Origin of the sequence: Aquincola tertiaricarbonis (genome assembly GCF_023573145.1) — a bacterium.
Lineage (GTDB): Bacteria > Pseudomonadota > Gammaproteobacteria > Burkholderiales > Burkholderiaceae_C > Aquincola > Aquincola tertiaricarbonis_B.
Map to the genome: position 1 here is coordinate 2441740 of NZ_CP097636.1, position 17258 is coordinate 2458997.

Here is a 17258-nt window from a genome sequence, read left to right on the forward strand (position 1 = left end):
TGCAGGCTCGTGTGTTGTGCGCCCGGAGTGCGCTGTGGTCGGACTACAAGGCGCACTCCCTGAAGACAAAGCGGGCGGCAGCCAGCACCTGGCGCTCGATGCGGCCTGCAGCGCCCTCTCCCCACTCGTAGAGCGTGTCCGCGAAGTCGGTGCCCTCGATGCCTTCCGGCCAGGTCACACCGGCGTCGCACAGCTCGGCCGCGTTGCGGGCGGCCTGCAGGCCCGGGTTGAAGCCGCGGCGGGCCAGCGTGCCGTGGTCGTTGTCGGCCACCAGCACCACCGATCCGGTGGGCTTGAAGCGCTCCACCACGGGGAACAGGTTGCCGGCGTCGTAGGCCACCACCACGCGGCAGTGGCGCACCGACTGGTACACGGCCAGGCCGGTGGCGAAGCCCTCGCAGAAGGCCGTCACGGCCGCGTCAGGGCGGCCCAGCACGTAGCAGCCACCCTTCACGGGCGCGTGCTTCACGAAGAGCTTTTTCCCATCGGCGCCGATGCGCTGCACGTTCAGCAGGCTGTTGTCGACCATGACCGGGATCAGCAGCCAGCCGCGCCACGTGCGCAGCTGGGCGCAGCCGCGAGGCTGCAGGCCCTTGTCGCGCAAGTAGGGGTGCAGCTCGCGCATCGGCGTGCCGGCGGCCCACAGCGCGCGGGCCTTTCGGATGCCTTCGATGCGGTTGCGGCGGTCGCGCTCGCGCGCCGCGGCGATCTTGGCCTCGTCCACGCGGCGCAGCGTGCGGGCCGGGCCGTCCTGCTTCCAGAACGCCACGCCCAGCACCGGGTCGCCCCAGTTGCGGTACCAGCCCTTGCTGCCGCACACGTCGAGCTTGTAGACCCCGTTCTTCTTCTTCGGCTTGTCGATGGTCGGGCAGCGGTGCCACAGGCCATCGGGGATGACGTCGCGCGGGCGCAGGCCGGCGGCGTGCAGCGCTTCCTCAAAGGTGCCGCTCAAGCGCCGCCCCTTTGCGCCCGGCTGGCACCGCGTGCGTTGGGTGCAGCTGCGCCTCGGCCCTTGCCGTGCGCGAAGCGGATTTGCTTGGCGCGCAGCTTGCCGGCCAGTTCAGGGCTGCACTGAACCGGGCGTGTGGTGTTCACGCGGCCCATGGCCCATTCGCCGGTGAGGTCGCGGTACAGCGCCTGGGCCTTGCGCTGCAGCTTCTCCGCGTCGGCCCGCGGACTGTTCTTCAGCACGTAGTCCACCACCTGGGGCCACAACTCGCGCTTCATGAGGCTGGGGTTCTTGGTGGCCAGGATTTCCTTCAGGGTGCCCGGCACGTGCTCGATGGCCTTCTTGCGCGGGTACTCGTGGCCGCACTGCGGGCAGGCCGGCGCGTAGCGGTGCATGTGACTGCAGTTGCCGCACGTCACCAGCTCCACCTCCTGCTCCTGCGCCTCGGTGCGCTCGGCCTTCTTCGCCTTGCTCAGGTCCAGGGCGCCGTGCTCGAAGAACTGCTGCAGCGGCTTCCAGAAGCGGGCTGTGTTGCCGCTGTGGTCCAGCACGATGCAATCGGTCTTGCCGTCGAAGATGCGCAGGCCACGGCCGAGGAACTGGATGAACTCAGCCAGGCTCTTGCGCAGCGGCCGGGCCACGATCACGCAGCCGATGTCGGGCACGTCGAAGCCCTTGCTCGCGGCAGTCACGGTGATGAGGCCACGGATGGTGCTGGTCGGCTTGCGGAACTCGTTGACCGTCTCGGCCCGGTCCTCTTCCTGGTCCTTGTAGGTGTAGGTGGCCACGTTGATGCCGGCGGCCAGGAATTGGCGGGCCAGCTCGTTCACGTGGGCCGTGTCCACAGCGCTGCAGATGAACTTCCTGCCCTCGCCCCGCTTCAGGTATTCCTCCACCACGTCGCCTACCACCTGCAGCGCAGCGTCGGAGGCTTCCTTGTCGTTCCACTCGCCGCTGCTCTTGAGGCTCACACCGCCCATGTCGGGCTCGGTGCACGCGAAGATGCGGTAGGGCACCAGGAACCCTTGCTCGATCAGCGCGTGCGTCGTGGTGACGTTCACCACCGCGTCGTACAGCTGGCCAAGGCCCTTGGTGAAAGGGGTGGCGGTGAGACCGATCGACACGCGGGCGCGCTCTTCAAGGCGGGCTTTGACGGCGGCGTCGATGGTGTGGGCCTCGTCAATGAGGTCCAGGTGCGAATCGGGAAAGCCGCGCTTGCGCGCCGTACCCACGCTCACCAGCTGCGTGGGCTGCTCGGGCCGGTACCGCCAGTGGTCGGCCTGCATGATCCCGTGGTTGATGCCGTAGCGGTCGAAGGTGTCGCTCGTCTGCTGCACCAGGCTGATGCGGTCGACCACGAAGTTCGAGCGCTTGCCCTTGTTCCGGTTGCTCTCGATCAGGTAGGAGGCGATGACGGTGTTGTGCGTCACGGTGAAGTCGCCCAGCAGGAACAGGCGGTCGCCGTCTATCTCGAAGCCGAAGTAATCGCCCTCACCGATGGGCTGGACGGACAAGCCGTGAACGTCGTGGCGCTTCTTTTGCTGGCGCGCTGGCGCGCGCTTCGCACGGGTCGGGAGCGCGCTGCAGTCGCCGCTGATGCTGAGCCGCCAGTAGGTGCCGACAAACCCGCTCTCGCGGATGCCCTTCGTGCACTCGGTGATGTAGCAGGCCAAGCCAATCGAGCGACACAGGAACGCCATGTCCTGCGCCAGCTGATAGTTGGCGCTGATCCAGTCGAAGCCGCCCCTGGAAACGGAACCGTCTGTGTCAAGCAGTCCGGCCACCAGCATCTGACGGTCCCGCTTGCTGGCGGTGAGGTAGCACCGCGGAACGTGCTTGTCTTGCAGCACGCCGATGGCGTCCAGTGCAGCAGCGGCAGCGTTCTCGGCGCCGCCAGAACGCCCGTTCGTGAGCCTCCATGTCGGGCACCTGGTGCCGGCGGCGTCCTCGCGCACACACCGAAGCTCCAGCGAGCGGCCCCACGCGCTCCACTCCAACGAAACAGCGCCCTCCGGCTTGGTGATTTCTGGCCGGCCAGTTGTGCCGTCGCCCAGCCAAACCCCGAGGACGTAGGGCGGCACAGGCAGAACTGTGCACTGACCGTCGAAGCGCTCAACTCCTGCGCGCCAGCCTTTCAGTGCATGTCGCGCCGTCGCGTTGGATGCGGCAAGCACGGCGGCCTCAACCGCCACAACGTCAGCGTCTCGGTGGATGTGAGCGCCGTCCGCCAGTCGCAACCCATCGCTACCGGGTGTCTTGCGCAGCGACAGCAGATGGCTCGCGTTCACGACATAGGGATCACCCTTCGTCGGCACCACCCGGTAGAGCTGCTCGCGGCCTCGGCCAAGGGCCAGGACCGTCCGCACGCCGCCCGTGGGCGAAGCCAGGCGGTCTCCCACGCGAACGTCCTCCACAGGCTTGACGCTTCCGTCAGCCATCAGGACGGGCGTGCCGCGCCCAAGACACTTGCCGGCGCCGGTGGGCGCGACGATCAGCACGTTGCGTGCGCCGTTGCGGATGGCCTCGCGGGCCTGCTCCACTGCCTGCAGCTGGTAATCGCGCAGCTGCACCTGCATGGCTGCTTCGGCCACCGGCTTGAGCGCGGTGGCGGGCTGGCCAGCGTCGGCGCCGGCTGCGGTGAACAGGTCCGGCGCCATCACTTCGGCGTGTGCTTGCGCACGAAGTCCGACACCAGCGCGACTGCCTTGGACGTGTCGCGCTCGTTGAACAGCTTGCAGATGCGCAAGAGGCGGTCGGACATGCGCTGCAGCTCCTGCTGGTAGTCGGCGGCGCGGGCCTGGGCCTCGGCCTGCTTGCGCGACGAATCGGCGTACAGCTGGCGCCACTTCAACGTCTCGGCCTTCTGGTCGTCGGCCTTGGCCGCTTCCACCAGCTCTTCCAGCTCCGTGATGCGCGCGTAGGCTGCGCCCAGCAGCTCGGCCGGGTCGTCGCCATAGGCGTCCTCGGCCACCTCCTCGGCGGTCGGCTGCTGCACCGACGCGGCCGGGGCCGGAGCCGGGGCGGCCACCCATCCCGCCGGCGCGGCGGGCTTGGCGACGGCCTGGGCCGGGCGCTCGGCCGGCGCAATGACGGGCATGGCCTGCTGCTGCACGGTGAGCGTGGACGGGCCCACCGCGGGCGGCGGCTCCGCGGCGCGGGCCACGTTGGCCGCACGCACGCCGGCCGTGTCCATCTTGGCCTGCGTGCCGTGCTTGGTGGTGTAGGTGCGCTCCGCGGCGGGCTCACTGGAAACGGCTACCAGTGAGGCGCGGATGCTGGCCACGAACGGGTGCGTCACCTGGCAGCGGCGGGCAATCTCGCGGTCGCTCCACTTCGCCCATTCGGCGTCCGTCAGCACCATCATCACCGCCTTGCGCTTGTCGGCGTTGGAGCGGCGCAGCCCGTGCGCGGCGTTGGCACCCAAAGAATGCAGCACCGCATCGCGGCGGGTGCCGTTGTGCACCTCGGCGTCCATCTGCAGCAGCTGCGCACGGCCGGCCGCGTGGTACCGGTGGAAGCCATCGGCCAGCCAGTAGTGGGCGCCATCGAAGTACAGCACCACCGGCGGCATGTAGTCGCCAACGGCGTAGCGGTCGGCGTACTCGGCCACCACGGCCTCGTCTATGGCCACGCGCGACTGAGTGCCGCCGTCGATGCGGATGAGGTTGCGGTTGATCTTCATGCGGGGGTTTGCCAGGCGAACCCCTCGCAGCGCTGCAGCATCGTGCGCACGGGGGTGTAGTAGGTGGGGGCGTTGTGCAGGCGGCCCTGCTGGGCGGCGAAGCACTTGCCGTCGCGCTGGATGTGCTTGCACTCCAGACACACGCGGCGGTCGTCGCAGTCGATGTCGCGCGAGGCCAGCTTGTCGGCCAGCGTCTCGGCCTCGTCCGATGACAGGCCGCGGCGCTTGAACAGGCCCATGCGGTACTCGAAGCGGTCCAGCTCTTTGCTGGTGAGCGCGCGGCGGTCGCTCATAGGGCGGCCCCGGGGATGACCACCTGCACGCCGGCCACCATGCGCGATGTGGCTTCCATCCAGGCGCGGCGCGGCAGCACCTTGCGCAGGTTCTGGATTTCGTCGGTCAGCAGCGCGATCTGCGCGCGCTCTTCGCCGCTGCATCCCACGTTGCCGGTGTCCATGTAGCGGCGGACCATCGACAGCACCGCTCGGGCGCGGTCTTCAGCTAGGCCGAGGGATTCCTTCAGCGCTGCAGGCTCCACCTGGTGGGGCACCGTGCCGTCCACGCACAGGCGCAGGGCCAGCACCGCGGACAACGCGGAACCCTGCAGCACTTCCAGCTCGGCCACCGTGCCCTTGCCGTCGAGCACGGCCGCGGTGGAAGAGCGCTCGGCCAGCTCCAGCTCCAGCAACGGCTTGGGGGCCATGCCCCACACCGGGTTGCGGAACATCGCGTTGCCCTGGCGCTTGTGCCGGATCACCGGCGGCCGGCCGCGGCTCACGGCCGCACCGGCGCGCGCAGCACCTGCACGGCCGCATCGAACGAGACATCGGCGCCGTGCACAGCCTCGCAGAAGACCTCATGCACCGCGTCCATCGACGGCAGGCACGTCAGGGCCGCCACGGGCACCACCGCGCGCCAGGCCGCAGTCTCAGGGGCGCCGCGCGCCTTGCGCAGGCGGTAGAACAGCACCGGCTGCCGGCCCACACCCTGGGCCTGCCTGATGGCTTGCCGCCACCAGGTCGGCCGGGCCAGCTTGGCCACGTGCTTGACCTCGATGGCCCAGCCGGGCAACTGGCCAGCATCGTCGGCGCCACCATCGCGGGCCTGGTTGAAGTTGCGCTGCAACGGCTTGGCCAGCTGCAGCTCCGATGTCAGCAGCGCGAAGATCGTGCGCTCTGCATTGGCACCCTTGCGACGGCCGCTCTTGCGACGGCGCGGCAAATTTTGACCTTCTTGCACCCTTCTATCCCCCCGTAAGAGGGGTGAAGAGTAGAGACATTAAACGGATGATGTCAACAAAAGTCTAACCACGCACAGGGATACTCATGGACATGGACGCAAAGACACTGCATAGGAAGGCCAAGCTGCGCGAGCTGGTTGCGCGGCACGATGGCCCTGCCGCCTTCGGCCGGATCATCGGGAAGACCCGTAGCTATGTCTCCCAACTCATGAGTGAGGACTATCCCGGCGGCGAAGCGGCTTTCAGGCGCCTGGCCGATGCTGCGGGCCTGCCTTCGAGCTACTTCGATACGGATGACGGAGAACGCATCCAGCTACCGAAGTCCAAGGAATTACCTCTTCTGCAGTTGGAAGAGGTCGGTAGCAATCTCATGAATCACTCTACGAAGACCGTTCCCGTCGCTCTCGATGCAGAGGGGCAGTTCGCAGTTCGTCTCGTCGGAGACTCGATGGTTGCGAGCTCACCTGGTGATGTCTCGCTTCCTTCGGGAACCATCGTCGTCGTCAACGCGGAGCGCAAGCCCATGCCGGGCAACATCGTGGTGGCGCGCCTTGACGGCTCTGCCAGCGCGACGGTGCGCCAGCTCATTGAAGACAGCGGCTTCTACTACCTGCGCCCGATGAACAACAACTACAGCCGGCCGAAGGTGACCCTGGATCAAATCCTAGGGGTTGTCACGTCAGCAACCGTTCCACTCGCTTAGTACCTCTTGACGTTCGTGCGTTGAATCTCTAATCTCCTTCCTGTGCGCACTGTTGCGCACGGGAAAGGGGCATCATGAGTTCTACGCACGCCGCCGGGATGGCGGCCATCGGCGCACCTGCGCCCAAGACCCCAGCGGCTCCCCGCCGCGTGCCCACCGGGCAGGGCCTTCTCGTCAGCGCCTACGGCGCCACGCCTTCCACGCTCGATCACGACGCCTGCGTTGTGCAGGCCGCGCTGCTGCGCCGGCACAAGGTCATCGAGCGCCGCGCACGCGCCGGCCTTCGGGTGCTGGTGCTGCTGGCTTTTTCCTTCGGCCTGGCCGCAGCTGTGCGCTGGGGCATTGGGGCGCTGGCATGAGCGCGGGCAAGGACGTGAGCGCGGTGGCCGCGCCGCAGGCCCCGGCCGGTGCTGCTGCACCCGCGAAGCTGCAGCGCAACAACCTGACGTTGTGGGACTCCGTGCGCACGCCGGACCCGGCCCACACCAAGCCCTTCAAACGCAGCGGCGGTTTCGAGGGGACGGCGATCAACGCTGTCTACCTGGTTCGCTGCGCCACTGAGCTGTGGGGACCGATCGGTGGCGCATGGGGGCCGGAAATCATCAGCGAGCGCATGCTGGAAGGCGCCCCCATCGTGGCCAAGGATGGCGTCACAGTCATCGGCCGCGAGCTGATCCACGTGCTGCAGATCGAGCTGCGCTACCCCGATGGCCGCGTGCCGGCCTTCGGTCAGACCACCTTCGTGGGCACCAACAAGTACGGGGCCTACACCGACGAAGAGGCGCCCAAGAAGTCGCTCACCGACGCCATGACCAAGGCGCTGTCCTGGCTGGGGTTCGGCGCGGACGTGCACATGAGCATGTTCGATGACAACAAGTACCTCAACGAGGTACGCGCCCGCAAGGCGGCCCAGCAGAAGGAGGCCGAGAAGGAGGCCGAGAAGGAGCCGGCGGCCGCGGCCTACGACCCGGATAACCCGCCTTGGTACGCCTCGCACCTGCAGGCCATCCAAGAGGCGCACAACGGCAAGGCCGCCAGCACCGCGTGGACCGCTGCCAAGAAGGCCGCGCAGGAGCGCCGTGACACCGACGCCTACGCGCTGCTGAAGGAAGCCGCTGAAGCGACGTCGCGCCGCCTGGCCCAGCCGGCCAGCACCCCCGCCGCCGAATCCACCACCAGCGCCAGCACCAAGGCGAAGAAGTAATGAACGACACCGCACCCACCAATCCCATCGCGCTTGAGCCCATCGTGGTGGACACCGAAACCATCCCGACGCAAGACCCGGAGGTCATCGAGCGCCTGACCAAGGACATCGACTGGTCCTACCAGCTCAAGGCTTCCGAGGTGGCCCCGCCGTCCAACTGGAAGGACGAAGAGAAGATCACCGCCTGGTGGCGCGACGTGGGCAACGCGAAGAAGAGCGAAATCTTCTTCGAGGGCGAGCGCAAGAAGGATGAGGCCGTGCGCACCACGTCGCTGGATGCGGCGCATGGTCAGCTGGCCGTGATCGCGCTGAAGCCCGGTTCCGACGCGCCCATCAGCCTCTTCGATGAGCAGTGGATGGAGCCCGGCTACGAGGCCTGGCTGCTGAACGAGTTCGTGCGCGCCTGGCGCAAGCTGACCGGCCACCACCAGGGCCACCAGCTGCTGGGCCACAACACCGAGTTCGACCGCCGCTTCATGCGCCAGCGCTCGCTGCTGCTGGGCGTGCGCCTGCCTGAAATCTTCATGCGCGTGCTGCGCCCGTGGGACGACGCGGTGCTGGACACCATGTACCTGTGGACCGGTGACCACCACCAGCGCGTGAAGCTGGACAAGCTGTGCGAAATATTCGGCATCGACCGCAAGGGCGCCGAGCTGGACGGCGAAGAGATCGACGGCTCGATGGTGTGGGACTTCATCAAGCGCGGCGAAATTGGCAAGGTGGCCCGCTACTGCGGCGGCGACACCCAGCGCACCTGGGACGTGTACTGCGCCCTGCGTGGCCGCACGCCTCGCCCCGCGCAGCCGGTGTTCGTGCCGTCCGAGCTGCGCCCCGGCCCGGCCCTGTCGATGGTCGAGGCCGCCTGATGACTGTCAACCGCGTACTTCTGATCGGCAACCTGGGCCGCGACCCGGAGCTGAAGTATTTCGATGACGGCAGCGCCGTGTGCAACTTCAGCATCGCCACTTCCCGCACGTGGAAGAGCCGCGACGGCGAAAAGCAGGAAGAAACCGAGTGGCACCGCATTGCTGTCTTCGGGAAGCTGGCCGAGGTGTGCGGCGAGTACCTGAAGAAGGGCCGCACGGTCTACATCGAGGGCCGCCTGCGCACGCGCCAGTACGAGAAGGACGGCGCCACCCACTACACCACGGAAATCGTGGCCGAGGAAGTGAAGTTCCTGGGCGGCCGGCGCGACGACGAAGGCGGCGGCGATGGCGAACAGCAGCGCGGCGGCGGCGGTGGACAGCAGCGCGGCGGCTATGGCCAGCAGCGCCAGCAGCAGCAACGCCCGGCCCCGCAGCAGCGCCAGCAGTCGGCCCCGAAGTCGAACACCGGGTTCGATGACATGGACGACGACATCCCCTTCTAGCGGCTCTTCAACCACGGGGCCGCGCGCCCCTCAACAGCACCACCACCATGATCCGACCCATTAACGACACCCTTCGTGTCATCGAAGGCGGCGCCTTCCACGACACCGCCAGCGTCGAGCTGAACAAGCTGGTTCGTCACCTGGACGAGAACGGCGGCGCCGGCTCCATCACGCTCACCATCGCCATCAAGAAGTCGGCCGGCGGCGTGATGGCCCTGGCCGGCACCGTCACCACCAAGATGCCCAAGGTCAAGCCGGACGAGACGCTCATGTGGCCCGACGCGAACGGCAACCTGGTGCAGGAGAACCCCAAGCAGCAGAAGCTGGAGCTGCGCCAGGTCGAGGAAGCGCCGCGCGAGCGCGAGCTGCGCACCGCGACCTAACCCACCCTTTCCCCACCACCAACAGAGCAAGACATGGACAACATCAAGGATCAAGGCGCACTGGCTGAAGTGCTGGTGCGCGAGGCGCGCAAGCCGCAGGTGCTGGACACCACCAAGCCGAAGGTCGATGACCGCGTGGTGACGTATGCCCTGCCGCCTGGCTACACCAACCTCACGGTGGACACCGAGAAGCTGCTGGACAACCCGCGGCGCAAGCGCGGCACCGCGCAACTGCAGGACATGCCCAGCTTCCTGGCGTTCGTGGAGCGCCACAAGAGCAACGACACCGTGGCCTGGGCCGGCTTCGACATCGACCAGTCCAAGCTGTCCATCCAGGCGGTGATGGATGACCACGGCACCACGGATGCGGGCTGGCGCGGCTTCCGGGCCGTCTATGCCCCGTCGCTGTCGGTGGAATGGGAGCGCTGGAAGGCGATGAACGAGAAGCCGATGTCGCAGCTGGACTTCGCCCTCTTCATCGAGCGCAACCAGGACGACATCACCGGCGGCGACGGCTTCCCCAGCTCGCTGGACATGCTCAAGATGGCCACGGAGTTCGAGGCCTCGGCGGACATGCGCCTGAAGACCCACACCCGGCTGCAGTCGGGTGGCATCAAGCTGGAATACGTCGACCAAGAGAAGGACGAAACCATCCAGCGCATGACGGTGTTCGAGAAGTTCGCCATCGGCGTGCCGGTGTTCCGCAATGCCACGGCGTGGAAGATCGAAGCCCGCCTGCGCTACCGCGTGCGCGAAGGCAAGGTGACCTTCAGCTATGAACTGCTGCGCGCCGACAAGACCGTCGAGCAAGCTGGCAACGAGCTGATCGAACAGGCCCGCGTCGGCCTCGGCACCGTGCCCCTGCTGACCGGCACCTTCGCGCAGGCGAACAGCTGATGGCCGCCCGCGCGCACCACAACACCGCGCAGGTGATTGCCCTGGGCAACTACACCGCCGAGCACTACGTGGAAAGCGGCCTCAGCGACATCGACTTTGCCGATGCAGCTGGCGCCGAGCTGGGGTTCCCGGTGTCGGCCGCGCAGGTCAAGAAGACCCGCGAGGCGCTGAACATCCCCAACAACCTCAAGGCCGCGCAAGAGGCCAAGGCAGGTGGCGGCGTGGCGCAGCTGGAGGCGCGCGTGGCGCAGCTGGAGGCCGACAACGCCGAGCTGCGCGAGGGCTTGGCCAGCCTGCTGGTCCGCTTCGATGAACTCTTCGCGGAGGCCAGCGGCGCACTGTTTGAAGTCTCGCAAGAGCCGCAGCCCATCCGGCTTCCGGCCGAGCTGACCGACACGCCCGCCGGCTGATCCTTATGACCGCACCGGGAACCACGATGGCACATCCGACCCGGTGCCGCCTGTTGGGAGACAGGCCCTTTCAACAGCGATAGCCCACGCTGACGAATGTGCCAGGGAGCTGGCCAGCTGCCATAGGAGTGATGCCCTGCAGCTGGACCGGTGGGCCGGGTGAGAGCCCCGGGTTCTTACGCATGGCGGCCGAGCGCCGCCAGCCGTGAGAGCTGCGACCACCGACATGCAACACGTCTACACCACCTCCGCGCTGGCCGAGCTGCTGGACTGCGAGGAAACCACCGTCAAAGACCGCGCCGTGGCCGGCGACCTGCCGGGCATCAAGATCGGCCGCAGCTGGGTTTTCCCGGCCGAGGCGCTGCACCAGGCGCTGAACGAGCTGGCCATGCGCGAAGCCGCTGCCCGCCGCGCGCCGGCCCCGCGCGCCGCGGTGGCCACGGCCGGCCGGGCCGCGCCGAAGCGCCGTGCGCCGCCGCCCCTTCCTTCCCTCTCCTGACCACCACCAGCACCATGCGACTGACACCTATCGCGCTGGCCATCGCCCTTCTCGTGGCGACATCGGCCCACGCCATCACCGTTGTTCCGGCCCGGCCCATCCCGGTGATGCCGCGCCCTGCGCCGGCCCGGCCCATCACGCCGGCGCCGAAGCCGGCGCCGGTACCGGCCAAGCCTGCCCAGCCGCCTGCGGCCGCACCCACTGCGCCGGCCTGGTCCTGGGTGCCCTTTTTCGGCTCTACCACCAAGAAGCCCAAGTGCGATGACCGCAAGGGCGACAACTGCAAGAAGGAAGGACGATGAGCGACTACAACACGGCCCTGCTGGTCGATCACACGGCGATGGGCGCTGCCGAGCTGATGGGCGTGGCCCTCACCGCCGGCCCGGCCCATGCACCGCGCGCCCCTGCGGACCTGACCGACCCGGCCGGCCGCAATGTCTTCGGCATGCTGCGCGCCGTCGAGTGGGAGGCCGCCACGCGCATGCTGAACGCCGTGGTGCGGCAAGGCCCGAAGACAGCGGCGGCCGGCATCGACATCGACCATGTGATGCGGCTGGTGGGCATCGTCGCCCTGATGAGCGCCCCGAAGCTGGCCACGGTGCTGAAGGGCATCGACATGGACCAGCCCCACAACCTGGCCATCGGCGTGCCGCTGCACATTGAAAGCGCGCAGCAGCTGGTGGCCTATCTCGAAACCGGCGCCGCCGTCGCGCGCCCGCTCGAAGAGTGGGACGAGTCGATGGGCGACTGCCTGTGGTGGAAATTCCCGGTCGAGGAGGCCTGCTACGTGGGGCATCCCAACTGCGACGACTGGCCCGGCTACCACACCCACTTCACCCCCCACCCGGCCATGCCGGTGATGGGCGAGCCGCAGGTGGACCCGGCATGAGCTGCGCGAACCCCTGCACCACCATGTGCGCCGGCTGCGAAACCCGTGTGACGCAGGCCCCGCGCGATCCGCTGGACAAGTCGCACGTCAGGCGCATCGCCCGCGCCGTGCCGGTGGCGGTCCTGCAGGCGCTGGATCACCTCCGCGCCGCCGTGTCCCCGGCTGAAGCAAAGAGCCTGCTGACCATCCGCGAGCACATCCTGGGCACGGACGCCACGCACACCCAGCTGCACGCCGTGCTGAACGCTGACGCGAGCGAGGGCTACATCACCGACAGCGAAGACGATGCTGTCTGGGTGGCCACCGGCTATGAGGCGTGGGCGCCCTACATACCGCCGGCCATGGGCGACTACTTCCGCGCGGTGCACGAAGAGGACGGCCCGCTGCAGCAGGTGGTGCTGGTGCTGCCGCGCCTGGCCACGCCGGAGGCCGACCGATGACCACCGCCCGCGAAGTGGCCGCGGTGAACACCCTCCTGCAGCTGGGCTACACCTGGGAGGGTGGCGTGCACTGGAAGCCGCCGCTGGGCCCGCGGCCGATGCAGGTGGCGGCCGAGGCGGCCCGCATCTTCAAGCAGGAGCGGCACCAGGCCGCGGTGCTGAAGGAGGTCGAGCGCCTGCGCGCCAAGCACGCGCGCCCGTGGTGGCGCCGGCTGCTGGCCCTGCTGCCGTTCACCATCACCCGGAGGAAGTGACCGGATAATCAAGGCGCCGGCGCAAGCCGGGCCATCACGCATGCGCCCGCTCGTGAAGGCGATTGCAAGCCTGAAACCTTGGGCGAACCCCTGGCTCTGCAGTGCACGGCAACCAGGCCGACCCCAGCAAACGGGCGCAGTCGTGATGGTGAATGCGCAGTGATGATGCGCGCATGGGTGGCCTCATCCGTAACGGGCCAACTTGACCGGTAAGCCGGGATCATCGCCGGCCACCATCAATCCATCCGGGCCGACAGGTCCGAGCCGCGCAGCGAGGCATAGCGCAGCGCCATGCGGGTGTCCGTCCACCCCATGATCTTGCAGATTTCCACCTCGTTGAACGTCCACCCGCCGGCGGGCCGCCGCAACTCGAACCAGCGGCACGTTGCCTCATGGCGCAGGTCATGCTCTGTCAGGTGCGGCGCCCCGGCGTAGTCGAAGAGCGTGGCGAACCGGGCCGACAGCCTGGCCGAGCACCGGCGCTTGTCGTCCGGCGATCCGTCCCAGTAGTCGAACACCAGGCCCTTGCGCCCCTCGCACCAGGTGCGCAGCTGCTCGGCCAGCTTGCTGCCGATGGGCACGGTGCGCGGCTTGAGCTTGCCGCGGTGGCCCTTCGAGCCTTCCACGTGGATCAGCCGGCCCTGCAGGTCGAGCTGGTCGACGCGCAGGCGGAAGCACTCGATCAGGCGCATGCCGGTGTTGATGATCAGCTCGAACAGCACCGGGAAGCCCGGGTCCACAGGCCAAGGCCGTTCGCGGTCAGGTCGCTTCTCGCCCGCCAGCACCCTCTTCACGGCCGCCTCAATCTCTTCGCCCAGGCGGAAGCCGCGCGACACGTCGACTTTTGGCTGCATCCCATCCGGCAGGTTTTCGGCGTCCTGCTGGTTGTAAGCGGAATACCCCCGGGGCAATAGCCGAAGAGCGTTGGGCGGGCGAGTTTCGTTCTTCTCCGTGGTGCGGTTGATATGCCAGTCCACCACCCGGCCGAGCGAGCCCACGCGCTTGCGGATGCTGCCCGGCGCCAGGTTTTTCTCGGCCTTCAGCCGGCGCACGTAATCCTCGGCCCACCGCACCGTGACATCCGACACGCGCGCCTCGCCAACTTCTCCACGGATTAACTGCAACAGGGGCACGTCAGTTTCCGCGACGGGCGCCAGGTTGAGGTATTCGCCAATCACCACGGACAGCCGCTGGTCCGCTTTCCGGCCAGGCTCCGGCGGTTCGAGCAAGTCCTGCGGGACGATGCCGCGCGCCAGCAGCGCCTCCAGCTGCTGGCCGTAGGTGCTGGCCCGGTCGTAGGTGTCGAAGGTGAAGAAGAACGGCTTGGGGAGAAGCCGGTGCTTGACGCGCAGCTGGAACTTGCCGCTGCGGGGCGTGATGCTGGCCATGGGACTCCGGGGCTGGCCGGGCGGGATGCCCGGGGCCGCCATGGTGCACCGGGCTTGACGGACAAACCACCCCGCAAACGGGTAGCAGCGCTACCCGCGCCGGGTCGCACGAACCCGGTTTGAGGCGATTTTGAGTAGAGAAAACAAAACGCCCCAACTGGCGGGGCGTTGTAAGTGCTTGATTTTGCTTGATTTTCTTGGAGGCGCGATCCGGAGTCGAACCGGACTACACGGATTTGCAATCCGTTGCATAACCGCTTTGCTATCGCGCCACCGCCCGGCAACCCGGGGTTCACTCGACAAAAAGGGAAGCGGCTGCTTCCCTTTTTGTGCTTTGTTTGGAGCGGGAAACGAGGCTCGAACTCGCGACCTCAACCTTGGCAAGGTTGCGCTCTACCAACTGAGCTATTCCCGCGTATCCGCCAAACTCTCGTTCAGCGAAGCTCTGCAGTATAGGCAGGCAAACCAAAGCTTGCAAGCCTATACCCGACTAACTCAGTGCTTGATTCCGGCCGGCGTCACGCCGCCCTCGGCCGCGGCAGCTGGGGCTGCCTTGGTCTCGGGCACCGCTTCTTCGTCCGGCAGCGGTTGCGGCGCGCTTTCCAGCGCCACTTCCAGCACGCGGTCGATCCACTTCACCGGCACGATGTCGAGATTGTTCTTCACGTTCTCGGGGATCTCCTGCAGGTCCTTGACGTTCTCCTCCGGAATGATCACCGTCTTGATGCCACCCCGGTGGGCTGCCAGCAGCTTTTCCTTCAGGCCACCGATCGCCGTCACCTCGCCACGCAGCGTGATCTCACCGGTCATGGCCACATCGGCCTTGACCGGGATGCCCAGCAGCGCCGAGACGAAGGCCGTGGTCATCGCGATGCCGGCACTGGGGCCGTCCTTCGGCGTGGCGCCGTCGGGCACGTGGATGTGCACGTCGCGCTTCTCGAAGAGCTCGTCCTTGATGCCCAGGCGCCGCGCCCGCGAACGCACCACCGAGCGCGCCGCTTCCACCGACTCCTTCATCACGTCGCCGAGCGATCCGGTGCGGATGATGTTGCCCTTGCCGGGCATCACCGCCGCCTCGATCGTCAGCAGGTCGCCGCCCACTTCCGTCCAGGCCAGGCCGGAGACCTGACCGACCTGGTTCTTCTTCTCGGCGCGGCCGTAGTCGTACTTGCGAACGCCCAGGAAGTCGTGCAGGTTCTCTTCGGTGACGACGACCTTGCCTTCGTACTTCTTGAGCTGGATGCCCTTGACCACCTTGCGGCAGATCTTCGAGACCTCACGCTCGAGCGAACGCACGCCGGCTTCCCGCGTGTAGTAGCGGATGATGCCGCGCAGCGCGCTTTCGGTGACTTCCATCTCGTCGTCCAGCACACCGTTGTTCTTGGCCTGCTTGGGCAGCAGATAGCGCTGGGCGATGTTGAGCTTCTCGTCCTCGGTGTAACCCGACAGGCGGATCACTTCCATCCGGTCCAGCAGTGCCGGCGGGATGTTCATCGAGTTCGAGGTGGCCACGAACATCACGTCCGACAGGTCGAAGTCGACTTCGACGTAGTGGTCGCTGAAGGTGTGGTTCTGCTCGGGGTCCAGTACTTCCAGCAGTGCCGACGACGGGTCGCCGCGGAAGTCCATGCCCAGCTTGTCGATCTCGTCGAGCAGGAACAGCGGGTTGCGCGTGCCCACCTTGCTCAGGCTCTGCAGCACCTTGCCCGGCATCGAGCCGATGTAGGTGCGGCGGTGGCCCCGGATCTCGGCCTCGTCGCGCATGCCACCCAGGGCCATACGCACGAACTTGCGGCCGGTGGCGCGCGCCACGCTCTGGCCCAGCGAGGTCTTGCCGACGCCCGGAGGACCCACCAGGCACAGGATGGGCGCCTTCACCTTGTCGACGCGCTGCTGCACCGCGAGGTACTCGAGGATGCGGTCCTTGACCTTGTCCAGGCCGTAGTGGTCCTCGTTCAGCACTTCCTCGGCGTTGGACAGGTCGTGCTTGATCTTGGTCTTCTTGGCCCACGGCAGGCCCACCAGGGTGTCGATGTAGTTGCGCACCACGGTGGCTTCCGCGCTCATCGGCGACATGAGCTTGAGCTTCTTCAGCTCGCTCTCGGCCTTCTTGCGCGCGTCCTTGGGCATCTTGGCGGCGGCGATCTTCTTCTCGAGTTCCTCGAGATCAGCGCCCTCTTCGCCATCACCCAGTTCCTTCTGGATGGCCTTGACCTGCTCGTTCAGGTAGTATTCGCGCTGGCTCTTTTCCATCTGGCGCTTGACGCGGCCACGGATGCGCTTTTCCACCTGCAGGATGTCGACTTCATGCTCGAGCAGCTCCAGCAGCTTTTCCAGCCGCTTGTCGGTCTCGAACAGGTCCAGCACCGACTGCTTGGCTTCCAGCTTCAGCGGCAGGTGCGCGGCGATGGTGTCGGCCAGGCGGCCGGCGTCGTCGATGCCGGCGATCGAAGTCAGGATCTCCGGCGGGATCTTCTTGTTGAGCTTGACGTACTGGTCGAACTGCTGCGTCACCGCGCGGCGCAGGGCCTCGATCTCGGGCTTGGTGTCCACCGCCGGCGGGATGGGCGACACCTCGGAGACGAAGTGCTCTTCGGTCTCGGTGATCGACAGCGTATTGGCGCGCTGGGTGCCTTCGACCAGCACCTTCACGGTGCCGTCCGGCAGCTTCAGCATCTGCAGGATGCTGGAGACGCAGCCCACGTCGAACATGTCGTCGGCCTTGGGCTCGTCCTTGCCGGCGGCCTTCTGGGCCACCAGCATGATCTGCCGGCCGGCTTCCATGGCGGCTTCCAGGGCCTTGATGGATTTCGGGCGACCCACGAACAGCGGGATCACCATGTGCGGAAACACCACCACGTCGCGCAGCGGCAGCAGCGGCAGCGTGATCGGATCCGAGGGCAAAACGGGATGTCCGGACATTGAGAAACCTCTCTTTCTCAAGCTGACGT

At 67.2% G+C, this 17258-nt stretch carries 21 protein-coding genes and 2 tRNA genes; 13 read left to right on the forward strand and 10 right to left on the reverse strand.

The annotated features are described in order from the left end of the window. Window positions 1-43: 43 nt before the first annotated feature. Genes MW290_RS25585 through MW290_RS25610 form a run of 6 tightly spaced genes read right to left on the reverse strand, consistent with a single transcriptional unit; the run spans window position 44 to window position 5852 of the window. Window positions 44-952 carry a toprim domain-containing protein gene (locus tag MW290_RS25585; RefSeq protein ID WP_250197161.1) on the reverse strand — a complete coding sequence of 303 codons (909 nt, stop codon included), beginning with the start codon at window positions 950-952 and terminating at the stop codon, window positions 44-46. Further along, window positions 949-3606: a Hint domain-containing homing endonuclease gene (locus tag MW290_RS25590; RefSeq protein ID WP_250197162.1), complete on the reverse strand. Its 2658-nt coding sequence runs from the start codon at window positions 3604-3606 to the stop codon at window positions 949-951. The genes MW290_RS25585 and MW290_RS25590 overlap by 4 nt, the downstream gene beginning before the upstream one ends. Continuing rightward, entirely contained in the window at window positions 3606-4631 is a 1026-nt protein-coding gene (locus MW290_RS25595) for a hypothetical protein (protein ID WP_250197163.1), read from the reverse strand. Before MW290_RS25595 ends, MW290_RS25590 begins: the two co-directional genes overlap by 1 nt. Then, entirely contained in the window at window positions 4628-4924 is a 297-nt protein-coding gene (locus MW290_RS25600; RefSeq protein WP_250197164.1) for a hypothetical protein, read from the reverse strand. The genes MW290_RS25595 and MW290_RS25600 overlap by 4 nt, the downstream gene beginning before the upstream one ends. Further along, window positions 4921-5409 carry a hypothetical protein gene (locus MW290_RS25605; protein ID WP_250197165.1) on the reverse strand — a complete coding sequence of 163 codons (489 nt, stop codon included), beginning with the start codon at window positions 5407-5409 and terminating at the stop codon, window positions 4921-4923. The genes MW290_RS25600 and MW290_RS25605 overlap by 4 nt, the downstream gene beginning before the upstream one ends. Beyond that, the gene (locus MW290_RS25610) at window positions 5406-5852 is read right to left on the reverse strand and encodes a hypothetical protein (RefSeq protein ID WP_250197166.1); all 447 of its coding nucleotides are present in this window, start codon (window positions 5850-5852) and stop codon (window positions 5406-5408) included. The genes MW290_RS25605 and MW290_RS25610 overlap by 4 nt, the downstream gene beginning before the upstream one ends. Window positions 5853-5956: 104 nt before the next feature. Between MW290_RS25610 and MW290_RS25615 the strand changes: the two genes are divergently transcribed. The 13 genes from MW290_RS25615 to MW290_RS25675 all read left to right on the forward strand — a co-directional run bounded on the left by MW290_RS25615 (window position 5957) and on the right by MW290_RS25675 (window position 12919). Further along, complete coding sequence (locus tag MW290_RS25615; RefSeq protein WP_250197167.1) at window positions 5957-6574, forward strand: LexA family protein; 618 nt, start codon at window positions 5957-5959, stop codon at window positions 6572-6574. 74 nt (window positions 6575-6648) lie between these two features. Beyond that, entirely contained in the window at window positions 6649-6933 is a 285-nt protein-coding gene (locus MW290_RS25620) for a hypothetical protein (RefSeq protein ID WP_250197168.1), read from the forward strand. Then, window positions 6930-7778: a hypothetical protein gene (locus MW290_RS25625; RefSeq protein ID WP_250197169.1), complete on the forward strand. Its 849-nt coding sequence runs from the start codon at window positions 6930-6932 to the stop codon at window positions 7776-7778. The genes MW290_RS25620 and MW290_RS25625 overlap by 4 nt, the downstream gene beginning before the upstream one ends. Beyond that, on the forward strand, window positions 7778-8644 hold the full coding sequence (locus MW290_RS25630; protein WP_250197170.1) for a 3'-5' exonuclease family protein: 867 nt from the start codon (window positions 7778-7780) through the stop codon (window positions 8642-8644). The genes MW290_RS25625 and MW290_RS25630 overlap by 1 nt, the downstream gene beginning before the upstream one ends. Further along, complete coding sequence (locus MW290_RS25635; protein ID WP_310740180.1) at window positions 8641-9147, forward strand: single-stranded DNA-binding protein; 507 nt, start codon at window positions 8641-8643, stop codon at window positions 9145-9147. The genes MW290_RS25630 and MW290_RS25635 overlap by 4 nt, the downstream gene beginning before the upstream one ends. A 47-nt stretch (window positions 9148-9194) precedes the next feature. Further along, entirely contained in the window at window positions 9195-9530 is a 336-nt protein-coding gene (locus MW290_RS25640; protein ID WP_250197172.1) for a YfdP family phage-associated protein, read from the forward strand. Between the two features lie 33 nt (window positions 9531-9563). Then, window positions 9564-10427 (forward strand): DUF2303 family protein, encoded by an 864-nt coding sequence (locus tag MW290_RS25645; protein ID WP_250197173.1) that lies wholly within the window; start codon window positions 9564-9566, stop codon window positions 10425-10427. Continuing rightward, window positions 10427-10837 (forward strand): hypothetical protein, encoded by a 411-nt coding sequence (locus MW290_RS25650; protein WP_250197174.1) that lies wholly within the window; start codon window positions 10427-10429, stop codon window positions 10835-10837. Before MW290_RS25645 ends, MW290_RS25650 begins: the two co-directional genes overlap by 1 nt. A gap of 226 nt (window positions 10838-11063) precedes the next feature. Beyond that, window positions 11064-11336, forward strand: coding sequence for a helix-turn-helix domain-containing protein (locus tag MW290_RS25655; protein WP_250197175.1), 273 nt, complete (start codon window positions 11064-11066; stop codon window positions 11334-11336). Between the two features lie 14 nt (window positions 11337-11350). After that, window positions 11351-11638: a hypothetical protein gene (locus tag MW290_RS25660; protein WP_250197176.1), complete on the forward strand. Its 288-nt coding sequence runs from the start codon at window positions 11351-11353 to the stop codon at window positions 11636-11638. Continuing rightward, on the forward strand, window positions 11635-12225 hold the full coding sequence (locus MW290_RS25665; RefSeq protein ID WP_250197177.1) for a hypothetical protein: 591 nt from the start codon (window positions 11635-11637) through the stop codon (window positions 12223-12225). The genes MW290_RS25660 and MW290_RS25665 overlap by 4 nt, the downstream gene beginning before the upstream one ends. Further along, entirely contained in the window at window positions 12222-12665 is a 444-nt protein-coding gene (locus MW290_RS25670) for a hypothetical protein (RefSeq protein WP_250197178.1), read from the forward strand. The genes MW290_RS25665 and MW290_RS25670 overlap by 4 nt, the downstream gene beginning before the upstream one ends. Next, window positions 12662-12919 carry a hypothetical protein gene (locus MW290_RS25675; RefSeq protein WP_250197179.1) on the forward strand — a complete coding sequence of 86 codons (258 nt, stop codon included), beginning with the start codon at window positions 12662-12664 and terminating at the stop codon, window positions 12917-12919. Before MW290_RS25670 ends, MW290_RS25675 begins: the two co-directional genes overlap by 4 nt. A 236-nt stretch (window positions 12920-13155) precedes the next feature. Here MW290_RS25675 and MW290_RS25680 read toward each other — a convergent pair whose 3' ends face one another. From MW290_RS25680 to lon, 4 genes are all read right to left on the reverse strand, one after another. Continuing rightward, complete coding sequence (locus MW290_RS25680) at window positions 13156-14307, reverse strand: tyrosine-type recombinase/integrase (RefSeq protein ID WP_250197180.1); 1152 nt, start codon at window positions 14305-14307, stop codon at window positions 13156-13158. 198 nt (window positions 14308-14505) lie between these two features. Next, window positions 14506-14579 (reverse strand) — tRNA-Cys (locus MW290_RS25685). Between the two features lie 67 nt (window positions 14580-14646). Beyond that, window positions 14647-14722 (reverse strand) — tRNA-Gly (locus tag MW290_RS25690). Between the two features lie 80 nt (window positions 14723-14802). After that, complete coding sequence (gene lon, locus MW290_RS25695) at window positions 14803-17229, reverse strand: endopeptidase La (RefSeq protein ID WP_250197181.1); 2427 nt, start codon at window positions 17227-17229, stop codon at window positions 14803-14805. Between the last annotated feature and the right edge of the window lie 29 nt (window positions 17230-17258).